This window comes from Rothia halotolerans (assembly GCF_004136635.1).
Classification (GTDB): Bacteria; Actinomycetota; Actinomycetes; order Actinomycetales; family Micrococcaceae; genus Rothia; species Rothia halotolerans.
In genome coordinates this window covers 171878-187281 of sequence record NZ_NOIU01000005.1, presented here as the reverse complement: position 1 = coordinate 187281, position 15404 = coordinate 171878, and the positions used below count along the sequence as shown (strand labels likewise).

Below are 15404 nucleotides of genomic sequence, written 5' to 3'. Positions count from 1 at the left end.
GGAAGAGCTGGCGTTCAAGCGCGGTCCGGACCCGTTGTAGAAAATACCCCGTGTGTACGGGGAAGAGGTGGCCACGGTCCGCTGCTGGACGTACACCTTGGAAATACCCCCATGTGTACGGGGAAGAGCTTAGGCGGTTCCGGGGTTCGTTGTGTCCATAGGAAATACCCCCGCGTGTACGGGGAAGAGCCAACTGACTAGGTATTTTATCTGGATGAGGACTGTTTTTTCGCGTGTTGCACGCGAAAACCCGCCCTCAAGCCTCAGCCGGGGCCCCGCCCTACGAGCTGCGGCGTGACGCAAGCCGGGGCACGACGCCGCCCGATGCGACGTCGTGCCCCGATCCTCGTCTCCGCATCCCTCAGGACGCCGGCTCTACGCTCCGCCCCGGGATCGCCGCCAGCAGCCGCTTGGTGTACTCCTCGCGCGGATGGTCGAAGACCTCGAGGCTGCCCGCCTGCTCGACGACGCGGCCCTTCTGCATCACCAGCACCTGGTCCGCGATCTGCCGTACCACCGCGAGGTCGTGCGTGATGAACAGGTAGCTCAGCCCCAGCTCGGCCTGCAGGTCGTTGAGCAGCTTGAGGATCTGCGCCTGCACCAGCACGTCCAGCGCGGAGACCGCCTCGTCCAGCACCACGACCTCCGGGTCCAGCGCCAGGGCGCGGGCGATCGCCACGCGCTGGCGCTGCCCGCCGGACAGCTCGTTCGGGTACCTCGACATCACCGCGCCCGGCAGCGAGACCTTGTCCAGCAGGTCCCTGATCTTCCGTTCCCGCTCCTTGCCCGTGCCGACGCCGTGCAGCCGCAGCGGCTCCTCGATGGACCGGTAGATGGAGTACATGGGGTCCAGTGAGGCGTACGGGTTCTGGAAGACGGGCTGCACCCGGCGCCGGAAGTCCAGCTGCTGGGCGCGGGTGCGGATGGAGCCGACGTCGACGCCGTCGAACTCCACCGTCCCGGAGGTCGGTTCCAGCAGGTCCAGGACCATGCGCGCGACCGTCGACTTCCCCGACCCCGACTCGCCCACGATCGCGGTGGTGGTGCCGCGCTCGAGCGCGAAGGACACCGAGTCCACCGCCGTGAAGTCCCGTTTGGAGAACCCCTTGCCCGGCAGCTTGAAGACCTTGGTCAGGTCCGTCGCGCGGATCACCGGGCCGGTGGCCTCGCCGCCGAACTCGGAGGCCTCCGCGATGGTATCCTCGGCGACCTCCAGCGCGGCCTCCGTTGCCTCCTCCCGCACCTCGGCCCGCTCGCTGGCCGCCAGCCGGCGGGAGCGCAGGGAGGGCGCGGAGCTGATGAGCCGCTGCGAGTACGGGTGCTGCGGGTCCCGGAGGATCTGCAGCGCGGGTCCCGACTCGACGACCTGACCCTTGTACATGACCACCAGGTGGTCCGCGCGCTCGGCGGCCAGGCCGAGGTCGTGCGTGATGAGCAGGACCGCGACGCCGAGCTCGTCCGTCAGCCCGTCCAGGTGGTCCAGGATCTGCTTCTGCACCGTCACGTCCAGCGCCGAGGTCGGCTCGTCCGCGATCAGCAGCTGGGGCCGGGCCGCCAGGCCGGCGGCGATCAGCGCGCGCTGGCGCATGCCGCCGGAGTACTCGTGCGGGTACTGCTTGGCGCGGGCCTCGGCGTCACCCAGTCCCGCCTCCTCCAGCAGCTCGACGACGCGGCGGTCCGCGGCCTTGCCCCGCGCGACGTCGTTGACCTCCAGGACCTCCTTGATCTGCGCCCCGACCCGGTACAGCGGGTTGAGGTTGGACATCGGGTCCTGGGGCACCAGGCCGATCCGGTCGCCCCGGTAGGAGCGGCGCCTGCGGCCGCCGAGCTTCATGAGGTCGACGCCGTCGAACTCAATGGAGCCTGCGGTGACGTGACCGGTGCCGGGCAACAGGTCGATGACGGCGTGCGCCGTCGTCGACTTCCCCGAGCCCGACTCCCCCACGATGGCCACGGTCTGGCCGGGGTAGACGGTGAGGTCGACGCCGCGCACGGCGGGGACGTCCTTCTTGCCGGAGGTGAAGGCGATGTGCAGATCCCTGATCTGCAGGAGAGGCTGTGTCATCACTTCCTCGCTTTCGGGTCGAGCGCATCGCGCACGGCGTCGCCCAGGAGCATGAAGCTCAGGACGGTGACGGCGAGCGCGCCGGCGGGGGCGAACAGGACGTGGAGGTTGTCGCCGGAGCGCACCTGGCTCTGGGCCGCGGCGATGTCGTTGCCCCAGGAGACGATGCTCGGCGGCAGGCCGATGCCCAGGAAGGACAGGGTCGCCTCGGCGACGATGTAGACGCCCAGGGAGACGGTGGCCGTGACGATCACCGGCGCCAGCGAGTTCGGGATGATGTGGGAGAACAGGTTCCGCCACTTCGAGGCCCCGATGGCCCGCGAGGCGTCGACGAACTCCAGCCCCCGGATCTCCAGCACGGCGCCGCGGGCGATCCTGGTGACCTGCGGCCAGCCGAACGCCGCCAGGGCGAAGACCACCGCGAGCACGCCGCCCCAGTAGCCCCGGTCCGGCCAGACGTTGTTCAGCGCGGAGAGCCCGACGATCGCGGCCAGCAGCAGCGGGATCGCGAAGAAGATGTCCGCGATGCGGGAGACCAGCGCGTCCACCCAGCGTCCGAAGAAGCCGGCGACGGCGCCCGTGAACAGCCCGATGACGGTCACGATGACGGTGGTCAGCAGGCCGACGACGACGGAGGCGCGAGCCCCGTAGACCACGCGGGAGTACACGTCGTACCCCTGCTTGTCGAAGCCGAACGGGTGCCCGGACTGCGGCCCCTGGAGGCTCTTCGAGAGCATCGACTGGCGCGGGTCGACGCCGGTGAACAGGCCGGGGAAGCACACCACCACGAGGATGAACAGCAGCAGGATGGCGGAGACCCAGAAGAGCCAGTTGCGGCGCAGGACCTTCCACGCCTCCTTCCACTGGCCTTCGGGCGGGGCGCTGGTGTCCACCATGCCGGTGGCCTGCAGCGGCGTCTCGGAGGAGGGGGCGACGAAGTGCGTCTGCCCCGGGAGTGAGGTGGTCTCAGGCATAACGAATCCTCGGGTCGAGCACGGCGTAGAGCAGGTCGACGAGCAGGCTGGTCACCACGTAGATGATCACCATGACCGTCACCACGGAGACGACGGTGGGGTTCTCACCGCGCAGGATCGCCTGGTACGCCAGGTTCCCGATGCCGTTGATGTTGAAGATGCCCTCCGTGACCACCGCGCCCGCCATGAGCGCGCCCAGGTCGGCGCCCAGGAAGGTCACCACGGGGATCATCGAGTTGCGCAGCACGTGCCGCCGGTTGACCATGCCGTCCGGGACGCCGTGGGCGCGGGCCGTGCGGACGTGGTCGGCGGTCAGGTTCTCGATGACGGAGGTGCGGGTCAGCCTCAGCACGTAGGCGAAGGAGACCAGGCCCAGCACCAGGGCCGGCAGGATCATGTTGGTGAACGAGGTGTTGCTGCCCACCGTGGCCGGCACCCATTGGAGCTGGATGCCGAAGACCAGCTGCATCATGAAGCCGAGGACGAAGATCGGGACCGCGATCACGATCAGCGAGACCACCAGCATGGTCGAGTCGAAGATCTTGCCGCGGCGCAGGCCGGCGTAGAAGCCGGCGACGACGCCCAGGACGGCCTCGAAGATCAGGGCCATCACCGCGAGCTGGAAGGTGACCGGCAGGGCCCGTGCGATCAGCTCGGAGACGGGCTGGCCGGAGTAGGCGATGCCGAAATCCCCGACGAGCGCGCCCTTGAGGAAGAGCAACCACTGGACGATGAACGGCTGGTCGAGGTTGTACTGCGCCATGAGCTGCGCGCGGGTGGCCTCGGACACCGGCTTCTCGCCGAAGAGGGCGACGATGGGGTCTCCGGGCTGGAGGAAGACCATCGCGTAGATGAGGAGAGTGGAGCCCAGGACCACGGGGATGGTCTGGAGCAGCCTTCGGGCAATGTAGCGCCACACAGTTGATGAACCTCCGTGAGGAGCGGCGGGGCGGGCCGGAGCGAGCGGATGCGGCTCGGGCCGCGGCGCCGGAGAGCGGGGAGGGAGCCCGCGGCCGGGGAAAGCCCCGGCCGCGGGCCCCTGGGTCGGGCGTTACTTGGTGATGGTGTGGTACGTCGGCTGGGCCTGCCAGTTCATCTCCACGCCCTCGATGCCCTGGGCGGCGACGCCGTAGGAGTTGCGGTCCCACAGCGGGATGGCCGGCAGGTCCTCGAAGAGGATGGTCTGCGCCTCGTTCAGGGCGTCCTTCCGCTCGTCCTCGTCCTGGGAGCTGGCGGCGCGGACCAGGGCGGCGTCGAAGTCCGGGTTGGAGTAGTCGCCGTCGTTGGATCCGGCGCCGGTGCCGAAGACCGCGGCCAGGTAGTTGTACACGGAGGGGTAGTCGGGCTGCCAGCCGGAGCGGAAGGCGGTGCCGATGCTCCGGTTGGTGATCAGCTCGCGGTACTCGCCGAAGGTCGCGAAGGGCTTGGGCTCGGCGCTGATCTGGAGGTTCTCGCGCAGCTGGTTGGTCACGGCCTCGACCCACTCGGCGTTGCCCGAGCCGTCGGCGTTGAAGGAGACCTCGAAGGTGCCGTCGAAGTCGCTGATCTGATTGGCCTGGTTCCACAGGTCACGGGCCTTCTCGGGATCGAAGTCCAGGACGTCGCTGCCCTCGATGTCGTCCGAGTAGTCGGGCATCACCGGGGAGGAGAAGTCGGTGGCCGGGGAGTAGGTGTCGTCGAAGATCTGCGAGGTGATCTCGCCGCGGTCGATGGCGTGCGAGATCGCCTGGCGGCGCAGCTTGCCCTCCTCGTCGTCGCCGAAGTGCTCGAGCGAGTCCGGGATGGTGACGTTGGTGCTGATGGGGCCCGGGTCGTTGAAGGCCTGGAGCTGGTCGTCGGTGGTGAAGGTGGAGATCGCGCTGGTGGGGACCTCGTCCAGGACGTCGAGGACGCCGGACTGGACGTCGGTGTAGGCGGCGTCGGGGTCCGTGTAGAACTTGAAGGTCACGCCGTCGTTCTGGGGGTCGCGGTTGCCGTCGTAGTCGTCGTTGGCCAGCAGGCGGGCCTCGGTGTCGTGGTCCCAGCCGTCCAGGGTGTAGGGGCCGTTGCCGATCGGCGCCTCGCCGAATGCCTCGGGGTCGTCGAAGGCGGCCTCGGGGAGCGGGAAGTAGCTGGAGTAGCCCAGGCGGTCCGGGAAGTCGGAGGCGGGGTCCTTCAGCGTGACGGTGAAGGTCGAGTCGTCCTCGACGTTCAGGCCGGAGATGCCGTCGGCGCCCTCCTCGAAGGTGCCGTCGTCGGTGGTGCCCTCGATGGGGTAGAAGAAGTACGCGCCGAGCTGCGCGTTCTCGGGATCCGCGCCGTAGTTCCAGGCGTCGACGAAGGAGTTCGCGGTCACGGCCGAGCCGTCGGAGAAGGTCCAGCCGTCCTTGAGCTTGACGGTCCAGGTCTTGTTGTCCTCGGACTCGATCGAGTCGGCGACCTCCATCTCGGTCTCGCCCTCGGAGGTGTAGGAGACCAGGCCGGCGTAGAGCAGGTCCACGATGCGTCCGCCGCCGACCTCGTTGGTGGAGGTGGGGATCAGTGGGTTCTGAGGCTCGAGGCCGCGGGCGTTGATGATCATGTCGCCGTCTCCGCCACCGCTGCCGCCGCCGTCGTCGCCTCCGCCGCCGCATCCTGAGAGCAGCAGGGCGGCGGCGCTGACGCCGGCCGTGATCGTCATAATTCTTCTCGTTCGCATCGAGGATCTCCGTCTTCTCACGAGTGGATTGATGGGTGAGGATGCTCGGTGACCGCCGAGAATACCCGGTGATCGCGGTCACAGGTAATCAATAGTACTGCATTGTGAGGTGGACTACGCAAGGGCGACGAGGAGAGCCATGCGCCGACCTTCGGATTCGTATGGCGTGCGGCACGAGGCCCCTGACCGAGCAGTGACTGAACCGGCCACGCCTCAGAAGCGTAGACGTCGTTTGTTTCGATGCGGTAACGCGGGAAAAGAGTCGGCCTCTCGACTTACCGGAGCGAGCAGGGGTGGCACCCGTCGCCCTCTGCATTGAACTGGGGCTGCTCTCACTAGGAGGAATGGGATGACAGGAGGGTCAGCGCAGGCGGAGCGACGCTTCGTGGATCGACTCACGGTGAGAAGTTGACGGCTGGAGACTCAACAAAGTTGAAGGATCCTCCGATTTTCACGGTCACCCTCAGTAGGGATATCGAACAATCCGAGCGTCCTCAAGAAACGCTTAATGCATATATTTCATTGCGAGCGGGGTGGGAACAACATTCACGTAAATAAAACATAAGAGGCTTCAGGTCGCATAACATAAGACATACCGAACAATGTTTTATCGGTGTGTGAACATGCTTCGCTCGTCTCCACCTCATGACGTCCGGCGGCCGTAGCCTCACGCCTGCGGAAGACAGCTCGATCTCATGTTTCGAGAAAGCCGATGGACGGCGTCGGCCGGAGCTCCCATAATCCCTGCACCTCCGCGGAGGCCGGGGTTCGCAGCGTCATCGAGCGGCGTCGTCCAACTCCGGGCCGCTGCCGACGGCGCGGGCCCGATGTCCCTCCCGCCCGTGTTCTCGAGGAGGAGAACATTCTTCCTGAACATTTGTTAGATAGGTCTCACAGCCAGCGCTCAGCGTTAAAACCCGCTCCGCCCGGCAGTGCTCGCGCATATTCATCGCATGCCCCGGTGATGACGCTCCGTACCCCGTACGCTATCGACTCGTCACTCACTCCGGACGCCCGGAGCACGCTCCTCATCCACGCCGGAGCGTCAGTCCGATATATCGATCCCGTATGCATCATGTCTCTTATCCCCTCCCGGCCACCACGGCTGCCGATAGGCGCAGAGGGAGGAACGGGAGGGAAGCCTGTCCGACGTCCGAGACAGCATTCAGGATCGCGGAACACGTACCGAATCCTGCGAACCCGAGGATGCCCCGCGCCGAGGAGCTCCGATACGACGACGTCGCCCGCCCCACCCGGGCTTCCGGGCGGGACGGGCGACGTCGTGGGAGAAGGAGGCGCCGCCGGGCGCCTGGGGTCAGGCTCGGGCGGCCTTCCGCGACCGCTGCGCGAGGAGCATGGCCGCGGCCATCCCGGCACCCAGCAGAGCGGCGATCCCGCCCAGCAGCGAGGGGGCCTTCAGACCCCAGCCGATCCCGATGACCGCGCCGCCGAACCACGCGCCGAAGGCGTTGGCCAGGTTGAACGCCGAATGGGTCAGCGCGGAGGAGATCTGCGGGGCGTGCGGGGCGCAGTCGATCAGGTGCATCTGCAGCGCCGGGGCCAGCGCCTGCCCGCTGATGCCCACCATCGTCATGAACAGCAGGGCCAGGGGCAGCACGTCGGAGGTCATGGAGAACAGCAGCAGGGAGGCCATCAGGGTGATCAGGGCGCCGCAGACGGTGCCGAGGACCGAGATGTCGGCCAGGCGCCCGCCCAGCATGTTGCCCACGACCATGCCGAGGCCGTAGATCGCCAGCGCGAAGGGCAGCATCGCAGGCGCGAGTCCGGCGGTCTCGGTGAGCACCGGTGAGATGTAGGCGTAGAGGGCGAACATTCCGGAGAACCCGACGATGGCCAGCAGCAGCCCCAGCCACAGCCGCGGGGACTTCAGCGCGGAGAGCTCGTTGCCCATGGAGACCGAGGCCTCCACCTTCTGGGCGGGGATCACGGCGCGGATCATGACGCCGGTGACGACAGCGGCCGCCAGCGCGACGCCGAGCATCCACCGCCAGCCGAAGTTCTGCCCCAGCCAGGTGACCACCGGGACGCCGACGACGTTGGCCACCGAGAGCCCGACCATGACCCAGGAGGCCGCCCGGGCCCGCTTGGCCGGGCCGACGAGGCCTGCGGCCAGGAGGCTCGCACCGGCCAGGTACGCCCCGTGCGGCAGCCCGGAGAGGAACCGGCCGGCCAGCAGCATGCCGTAGGTCGGCGAGAGCAGGGACACCGCGTGCCCGAGGACGAAGAGCCCCAGCAGGGAGATGACGAGGGCGCGCCGCTCGAAGCGCGCCGCCACGACCGAGAGCAGCGGCCCGCCGACCACGGCGCCGAGCGCGTACGCGCTCACCAGGTTGCCGCCCTGCGAGAGGTCGATGCCCAGATCCGTCACGGCCTCCTGGAGCAGCCCCATCATGGAGAACTCGGTGATGCCGATGGCGAAGCTGCCGAGGGCGAGGGCCAGGATGGCTGCTCCCAGATGGGTGCTCTTGCGCTGGGATCGGTCGACAACGGGGAGCTGCCGGGTCATTTCCTCCGTGATCGGGCTGTTGAGCGTCACGCTGCCTGCCCTCCTCTCCAGAAGTCGGTGTCGGGGCCGTGCCGCGTCACCGCAGCCCGGGGAAACCGGGCCGATGCGGGCACCCCCGGGTCAACCGGAGGGGCCCGGACGCTATTCCCCGCGAGAGGAGGGATCGGCGGTGAGATACCTCGCACCGCCGGGGTCGGGAGCAGCGCGCCCGCCGGCAGACGTCAGCCGGCCTCGGCGCGCCCGATGCCAGTGGCTCTCAGCGCAGCCGCCGGAGAGCGCGGTCCAGATCCTCGATCAGATCCTCCGCGTCCTCGATCCCGGCGGAGAGCCGCACGACGTCCCGCGGCGGGGCCTCCGGGGTCCCCCGCGTCGACCCGTGCGTCATGGTGGCCGGGTGCGAGATCAGCGACTCGACGCCGCCCAGGCTCACCGAGAGCCCGAAGACCTCCGTGGACTCGGCGACCGTCCGCGCCGCCGCCTCCCCGCCCTCGAGCTGGAAGGTCACGATCCCGCCGAATCCGGACATCTGCCGGCAGGCCAGCTCGTGGGTCGGGTGCTCCGGCAGGCCCGGGTAGAAGACGCGGGCGACGTCGTCCTGCCCGGTCAGCCACTCGGCGATCGCCTGCGCGTTCTCGCAGTGCTGGCGGATCCGGACCCCGAGCGTCTTGAGCCCGCGGGTCGTCAGGAACGCGTCCTGCGGCCCGGCCACGGCGCCGCCGGCGAACTGCTGGAAGCGGATCAGCTCGGCCAGGGGGCCGTCCTCCCAGACGGCGTCGTCGATCACCAGGGCGCCGCCCAGGACGTCGGAGTGGCCGCCGATGTACTTGGTGGTCGAGTGGACCACCGCGTCGGCGCCGAGCGCGAGCGGGGTCTGCAGGGCGGGCGATGCGAAGGTGTTGTCCACGACGAGCAGCGCGCCGTTCGCGTGCGCGGCGCGCGCCCACTCCTCGATGTCGACGACGGTCAGCAGCGGGTTGGTCGGCGACTCCAGCCACACGATCCTGGCCGCGGGGTCCGCGAGGGCGGCGTCCCGGGCGGCGACGTCGTCGGTCGCCACGAACACGGTCTCCACGTCCCAGCGGGAGTAGAGCTGGCTGAGCAGCCGGTGCGTACCCCCATAGGTCTCGCCGACGGAGACCACGCGGTCGCCCGGGTGCAGGGTGGAGCGCAGCAGGGCGTCCTCCGCGGCGATGCCGGAGGCGAAGGCGAAGCCGTGGGCGCCGCCCTCCAGCGCCGCGAGCTGGACCTCGAGGGCGTTCCGGGTGGGGTTGCCGCCGCGGGAGTACTCGTACCCGCCGCGCAGGGTCTCGACGCCGGGCTGGGTGAAGGTGGAGGTCTGGTAGATCGGCGGGATGACGGCGCCGGTCAGCGGGTCGGGCTCCTGCCCGGCGTGCACCGCGGCGGTCCGGAAGCCGGGGCGGACGGTGGGCCGGGCGACGTCGGGACGGGGGCTGAGGTTCTCGGTGACGGTCATGCTCGGACGGCCTCCTTCTGGGCGGTCTGCGGGGCGGGCTTCTGCGCGGGCTGCGGGGCAGGCTTCCGGGCGGTTCCCCGGGTGCCGCCGGCGGGGCCCTGGCGGAGGGTCGCGGCGTCGAGGGCGCGGGCCAGGTCGCCCCACAGGTCCTCGACGTCCTCGCGGCCCAGCGAGAGCCGGACGGTCCGCTCGGTGATCTCGCCGGCCTCGCGGAGCTCGGGGGTGAGGCGGCAGTGGGTGGTCCACGCGGGGTGAGTGGCCATCGAGCGGCCGTCGCCGATGTTGGCGGCCAGCTTGAACAGCCGGAGCGAGTCGAAGAAGCGCTCGACGTCGTCCGTGCTCCCCTCGATCTCGAAGGAGAGCACGGCGCCGGTGCCCCGCGGGAAGTCGCGCTCCGCGATCGCGGCGTCCCGCGAGCCGGGGACGCTGGGGTGCCTGACGACTCGCACGCCCGGGTGGGTGACGAGTCGTCGCGCGATCTCCTCGGCGACCCGGCAGTGGCGCTCGACGCGGATGTCCAGCGTCTCGATCCCCTCCAGCGCCTGCTGGGCGTTGAGCGGGGCCAGGCTGGGTCCGAGGTCGTTGAGCAGCTGGGCGCGGACGAGGTGCAGCAGCGCGCCCCGGTCCCCATGCCCCTCGACCAGCGAACGGCCGCCGAAGCGCCGCCGCGGGGCGGTGAGCTGCGGCCACCGGGCGGGGTCCGCGCTGGGGGTGAAGCGCCCCGTGTCGACGACGGCGCCGGCCAGCGAGGTGCCGTTGCCGGTCAGGTACTTGGTCACCGAGTGCACCACGACGTCGGCCCCCAGCGTGCCGGGCTGCAGCAGGTAGGGCGTGGCCAGCGTGTTGTCCACGATCAGCGCGGCGCCGCGGCGGTGCGCGACCTCCGCGACGGCGGGGATGTCCGGCAGGTCGGCGTGCGGGTTCCCGATGGACTCGAGGAGGAAGGCGCGGGTGCGCTCGGTGACGGCGGCCTCCCAGGTCCCGGAGTCGTGGGGGTCCACCCAGGTGACGCCGATGCCGGCCTCGGCCAGGGTGTCGTTGAGCAGGTCGGCGGTGCCGCCGTAGATCCGGTTGGAGGCGACGACGTGGCCCGCCGGGACCTCCGGGTGCGGCTCGCCGTCGGGACTCTGCCCGGAGCGGCCCGCCAGCGCCAGGACGGCCAGGGTGACGGCGGCCTGCCCGGAGGCGGTGGCGACAGCCCCGACGCCGCCCTCGAGCGCGGCGAGCCGCCGCTCCAGCAGCGCGACGGTGGGGCTGCCCGTGCGGGAGTAGGTGAAGCCGGGCTCCCGCTGGGCGAAGCACTCGCGGGCGTCGCGCAGGGAATCGAACTCGTAGGAGGCCGTCAGGTAGACCGGCGGGTGCACCGGGCGGGCGGTGGGCGGCTGGGCCGTCCCACCGTGCACCTGGAGCGTGCCGATGCCGGAGTGTTCCGGCTGCGGATAGGGCTCAGCAGACATAGTGTCCCCCTCGAAAAGGTGGGGCGCCAGGGTGATCTCGAAGCGCCGTGCTTGCCGCTGGGCGGTTACGTGCCCACGGCCGGATCGTCATCTGGGGCACCCCATCACAGCGGAGAAGGGTTGCCGACCGGCCAGCCAGAGCTGAAAGAGACCGGTGCTCGTGATCCTGCCTCCGAACCTAACAGCCCGGCGGGGACGCGGGAAGCACATGACATCCGGTGCGCGGGGGACCGTCATATGTCGGTCATGCGGGCGGTGCTACGTCATATGTCGGAGGGATGAAGCGGGGAGATCACCGGAGCGAGCCCTCAAAAAAGCGGCGAGAAGTCATCCAAGAAACGGCGAGAGGCCACCACCCCGACGACTCGTCACCCGCACTGACGACTCGTCAGTCGGCCACCGCCCCCTCGACGTCGAACCGGTGGAGCATGGTGTGCCCGCCGAGGTCGTCGGGGCCGAGGTCGGTGAAGCCCGCCTTCTCGTAGGCGCGGTGGGCGCGGTCGTTGCCGACCTCAACGGAGAGGCTGACGCCGGGGTAGCCCAGGTGGCGGGCCTCCGCGAGGAGCGCCGTCAGGAGGCGGGAGCCGAGCCCGCGGCCCTCGTGCCCGGTGACCACGGCGATGGCCACCTCGGGGTACTCGTCGGCGACGTACCCGTAGCCGGGGTCGTCGTCCGTCAGCCGCCGCAGCCACGCGGCGCCCACCGGGCGCCCAGCGGCGCCGGCGTCCTCCGGGACGGTCTCCTCCAGCACGACGCCGCCCTCCTCGGGGCTCCAGCGGTCCACGTACCGCTCCATGTCGGCCGGGAAGTTCTCCGGCAGGTCGGCGCCCGGCTCGCGCCACGTCTCGGTGAGCACGAACATCTCGCGCAGGAAGGCGCGGTCCTTCTCCTCGGCGGGCCGGGTGCCATACGTCGTCTCAGCCATGTCCTCCAGCCTATCGGGCCGGACACGGCCCCCGGCGGGCGTCTCACCCACTGACCCGGGCACTGCCTGGGAGTATTCTGTGGATCAACCGGGCAGCGGCGCTCATCGCGCGGAAGTCGGTGCGAAGGAGGTCCCGCGGCCGAGGACGATCGCGGGCCGGGTCCCCGCCCCGCCGCCGCCCCCGCCGAAAGGACCTTCCCGTGAGCATCCGACAGTTCTGCTGCCTGACCGGCGTCGCCGCCGCGGCCCTCCTCATGAGCGCGTGCGGGGACGGTGACGACTCGCCGGAGTCCTCCGCCGGGACGTCGTCCGCCTCCCCGGCGGCCTCGTCCGTCTCCGGCTCCTCCTCCTCCGAGGCCACTCCCTCGGGAGACGACGCGAGTTCCCCCTCGGAGACTGAACCCTCCTCCGCGAGCGCCTCGCCCACCGAGCCCGCCGAGTCGCGGGCCCCGCGGTCCCCCTCCCCCGAGCCCTCCTCGGAGGGGCCGGAGCGCTCCTCCGCCGCGTCCTCGGATCCGGGCGGCGGCCAGGCCGAGCGCTCCGACCGGGGCTACCTGATGAAGGAGATCGGCGAGGAGAGCTACATCAACGACTCCACCGGAACCCCGGCCGTCTCCTTCGCCCTCACCGACGTCGTCGCGGACCCGGTGTGCAGCGCCCCGTATGCGGAGGCCTCCGAGAACGGCCATCTGGTGCGCCTGGACATCGACCTCGAGACCGGCAGCGCGGAGTCCCTCGAGGAGGTCCTCTACAGCGACTCCTACTACCTCTCCTCCTCCGACTGGAAGTTCGTCGACTCCGAGGGCGTCCGCGCCAACACCACCGACACCGTGGCCTCCTGGATGTGCCTCGACACCAGCGAGCAGTTCCCGGTCGACATCGGGCCCCACGAGCGCATCCGCGGCTCCATCGTGCTGGACCTGCCCTCCGCCTCGGGGACGCTGATCTACACCCAGCCGCTCATCGACGACGGGTGGGAGTGGACCATCGGCCAGTGACCGGGTGACGCGCCCGCCGTTCCCCGCGGCCGCCCCGCGGTCTCCACGTGCGGCGGCCGCGGCTACCGTAGGAGGGGAGAAGCAACCCGTCTCCCGACCCCAGGAGCGCCCGCATGGATGCACACCTCCCCCACGTCCCCTCCCAGCCCGACGGACCGGACCGGCCGAACGGACCGGATCGGACGGACGAGCCGGCCGGGTCCCCCGGCGGCTGCACGGCGTACTGGGTTACCGCTCCGGGCAGGGGCGAGCTGCGCGGCGCCGAGCTGCCCGCCCTCGGTCCCGGCGACGCCCTGGTCCGCGCGCTGTACTCCGGCATCAGCCGCGGCACGGAGCTGCTGGTGCGTGGCGGCCGGATCCCCGACGCCGTCGCCGAGCGCATGCGCGCCCCGCACCAGGAGGGCTCCTTCGACTTCCCCGTCAAGTACGGGTACCTCTCGGTCGGCGTCGTGGAGGAGGGCCCCGCAGAGTGGGTGGGGCGCCGGGTCTTCTGCCTCTACCCGCACCAGGACCGCTACGTGGTCCCGGCGGATCAGCTGACCCCCATTCCCGACGACGTCCCCAGCCGCCGCGCCGTCCTCGCCGGCACGGTGGAGACCGTGGTCAACGCCGCGTGGGACGCCCCGCCCTGCGCCGGGGACCGGATCGCGGTGGTCGGGGCGGGGCTGATCGGCGCCGCGCTCGCCCGGCTGCTCAGCCGGTTCCCGCTGGGGCGGCTGCAGGTGGTGGACCCGGACCCCGCCCAGCGCGCCCGGGCCGGCCGGCTGGGGGTGGACGCCGTCGACGTCGACGACGCCGCCGGGGAGTGCGACCTCGTCTTCCACGCCTCCGCGACGCAGGAGGGCCTGGACCTGGGACTCTCGCTCCTCGGGGACGAGGGCGAGCTCGTGGAGCTGTCCTGGTACGGCACGCGCTCCCCGCGAGTTCCGCTCGGCGCCGACTTCCACGCCAGGCGGCTGAGCATCGTCGCCACGCAGGTCTCCCGGATCGGGCGGGCCCGGCGCCACCGCAGGGACCACGCCGAGCGGTTCGAGTTCGTGTTCCGGCTCCTGGCGGACCCAGCCTTCGACGCCCTGATCACCGGGGAGACCGCCTTCGCCGAGATCGAAGGGGCGCTGACGGCGCTCGAGGACGGGCGACTGCCCTCGGGGTGCCACGCGATCGCGTACCCGGGGGCCGAGCGGGAGCTCATCTGAAGCCGCCAGCAGGTGGGGAGGGAGAGCCCCGCTGCGGACGTCAGGCCCTGTGGATATCCGAGCCGACGCTGGTGCTCCAGCGGTATGATGCTGGAAGACCGTCGAGGCAGCAGAGGGGGCAGCGAAAGTGACGACGCGTACCATCACCGCCGAGGACCAGCTCCAACGGGAGCAGCTCGTCCTGGAGGCCATCCACAACGGCGAGATGGAGGGACTGACCCTTTCACCGAGTGGATACGAGGAGGCCGAGGCCTATGCCGCTGGCCGCATTGACGCAGACGACCTCGTGACCCGTGCCCGGGCACGGCATGGTCTCGCATAATGCTGCCGACCCGTACATAGACCCGGAGACCGGCACCCTCCGCAATCTCGTCGGGGCGAGGACCCCGGCAGAACTCGCCGGTGCCGAGGGGGACCTCGTCTTCGCCCGAATGGTGCAGCTGGCCGAGCATCCGCCCGAGCCCACCGGCGATCTGGCGGAGCTGCAGGCAATCCATCGTCAGCTGTTCCAGGACGTGTACGCCTGGGCCGGGGAACTGCGGCTTGTCGAGCTCCGCAAGAACGTCGAGGACGCTGAGCCCTTTCTCCCCTTCTCGATGATCCTCCGGGCTTCCACGCACGTCGTAGAGGCTCTGGCTTCCGACGATCTCCTCCGCTCACTGCCGCGTGGGCGTTTCGTCGAGCGCCTGGCCTTCCACTACGACCAGCTCAACTACATCCATCCCTTCCGAGAGGGAAACGGCCGTACGCAGCGTGTCTTCTGGACCCGTGTAGCCCGGGACGCCGGATGGACCCTCGACTGGCGCCTCGTCTCCGGCGCCGCCAACGACTCCGCGTGCAGGGCGGCGTCGGAGGACCGGGACCTCGCACCTCTGCGGCGCATGTTCGACCTGATGGTGGCCCAGGCTTCCGCGCGACCGCCGGGCCGTGGAGCCCCAGCCGAGACCGAACGGCTCCGCGCAACGTTCAGACGTGTGCCCGGGAGCGACGGCGAAGCTCGACGCCACTGGTGAGCACGGGCCCGCGCCCCGGCTCCGAGGCAGCAGCTCAGGCTCCCGAGCCCTGTTCCTGAACTAGGGTGAGTGGTGCGCGCCGCCACCTGTCCGGGCGC

At 70.3% G+C, this 15404-nt stretch carries 12 protein-coding genes and 1 riboswitch; of the genes, 4 read left to right on the top strand and 8 right to left on the bottom strand.

Annotation, left to right across the window (positions count from 1 at the left end):
* Window positions 1-361: 361 nt before the first annotated feature.
* From EWV39_RS13200 to EWV39_RS13165, 8 genes are all read right to left on the bottom strand, one after another.
* Window positions 362-2065, bottom strand: coding sequence for a dipeptide ABC transporter ATP-binding protein (locus tag EWV39_RS13200; RefSeq protein WP_129661225.1), 1704 nt, complete (start codon window positions 2063-2065; stop codon window positions 362-364).
* Window positions 2065-3039: an ABC transporter permease gene (locus tag EWV39_RS13195; protein ID WP_129661222.1), complete on the bottom strand. Its 975-nt coding sequence runs from the start codon at window positions 3037-3039 to the stop codon at window positions 2065-2067. The genes EWV39_RS13200 and EWV39_RS13195 overlap by 1 nt, the downstream gene beginning before the upstream one ends.
* Complete coding sequence (locus EWV39_RS13190) at window positions 3032-3958, bottom strand: ABC transporter permease (protein ID WP_129661219.1); 927 nt, start codon at window positions 3956-3958, stop codon at window positions 3032-3034. Before EWV39_RS13190 ends, EWV39_RS13195 begins: the two co-directional genes overlap by 8 nt.
* 132 nt (window positions 3959-4090) lie before the next feature.
* A complete protein-coding gene (locus EWV39_RS13185) occupies window positions 4091-5698 on the bottom strand; it encodes a peptide ABC transporter substrate-binding protein (protein ID WP_238148354.1) in 1608 nt (535 codons plus the stop codon).
* 1333 nt (window positions 5699-7031) lie between these two features.
* Window positions 7032-8273, bottom strand: a complete 1242-nt coding sequence (locus EWV39_RS13180; protein ID WP_129661213.1) for an MFS transporter — start codon at window positions 8271-8273, stop codon at window positions 7032-7034.
* A gap of 226 nt (window positions 8274-8499) precedes the next feature.
* Window positions 8500-9717, bottom strand: a complete 1218-nt coding sequence (locus tag EWV39_RS13175) for a cystathionine gamma-synthase (protein WP_129661210.1) — start codon at window positions 9715-9717, stop codon at window positions 8500-8502.
* Window positions 9714-11174 (bottom strand): O-acetylhomoserine aminocarboxypropyltransferase/cysteine synthase family protein, encoded by a 1461-nt coding sequence (locus tag EWV39_RS13170; RefSeq protein WP_129661207.1) that lies wholly within the window; start codon window positions 11172-11174, stop codon window positions 9714-9716. The genes EWV39_RS13175 and EWV39_RS13170 overlap by 4 nt, the downstream gene beginning before the upstream one ends.
* A 42-nt stretch (window positions 11175-11216) precedes the next feature.
* Window positions 11217-11340, bottom strand: a riboswitch (SAM riboswitch).
* 222 nt (window positions 11341-11562) lie between these two features.
* On the bottom strand, window positions 11563-12099 hold the full coding sequence (locus EWV39_RS13165) for a GNAT family N-acetyltransferase (protein ID WP_129661204.1): 537 nt from the start codon (window positions 12097-12099) through the stop codon (window positions 11563-11565).
* A 200-nt stretch (window positions 12100-12299) separates the two neighbouring features.
* Between EWV39_RS13165 and EWV39_RS13160 the strand changes: the two genes are divergently transcribed.
* The 4 genes from EWV39_RS13160 to EWV39_RS13145 all read left to right on the top strand — a co-directional run bounded on the left by EWV39_RS13160 (window position 12300) and on the right by EWV39_RS13145 (window position 15306).
* Window positions 12300-13097, top strand: coding sequence for a hypothetical protein (locus EWV39_RS13160; RefSeq protein WP_129661201.1), 798 nt, complete (start codon window positions 12300-12302; stop codon window positions 13095-13097).
* A 113-nt stretch (window positions 13098-13210) separates the two neighbouring features.
* Window positions 13211-14293, top strand: coding sequence for a zinc-dependent alcohol dehydrogenase (locus EWV39_RS13155; protein WP_238148353.1), 1083 nt, complete (start codon window positions 13211-13213; stop codon window positions 14291-14293).
* Window positions 14294-14420: 127 nt separating this feature from the next.
* Window positions 14421-14615: an antitoxin VbhA family protein gene (locus tag EWV39_RS14265; RefSeq protein WP_129661197.1), complete on the top strand. Its 195-nt coding sequence runs from the start codon at window positions 14421-14423 to the stop codon at window positions 14613-14615.
* Window positions 14602-15306 (top strand): Fic/DOC family protein, encoded by a 705-nt coding sequence (locus tag EWV39_RS13145; RefSeq protein ID WP_129661193.1) that lies wholly within the window; start codon window positions 14602-14604, stop codon window positions 15304-15306. Before EWV39_RS14265 ends, EWV39_RS13145 begins: the two co-directional genes overlap by 14 nt.
* Window positions 15307-15404 lie beyond the last annotated feature (98 nt).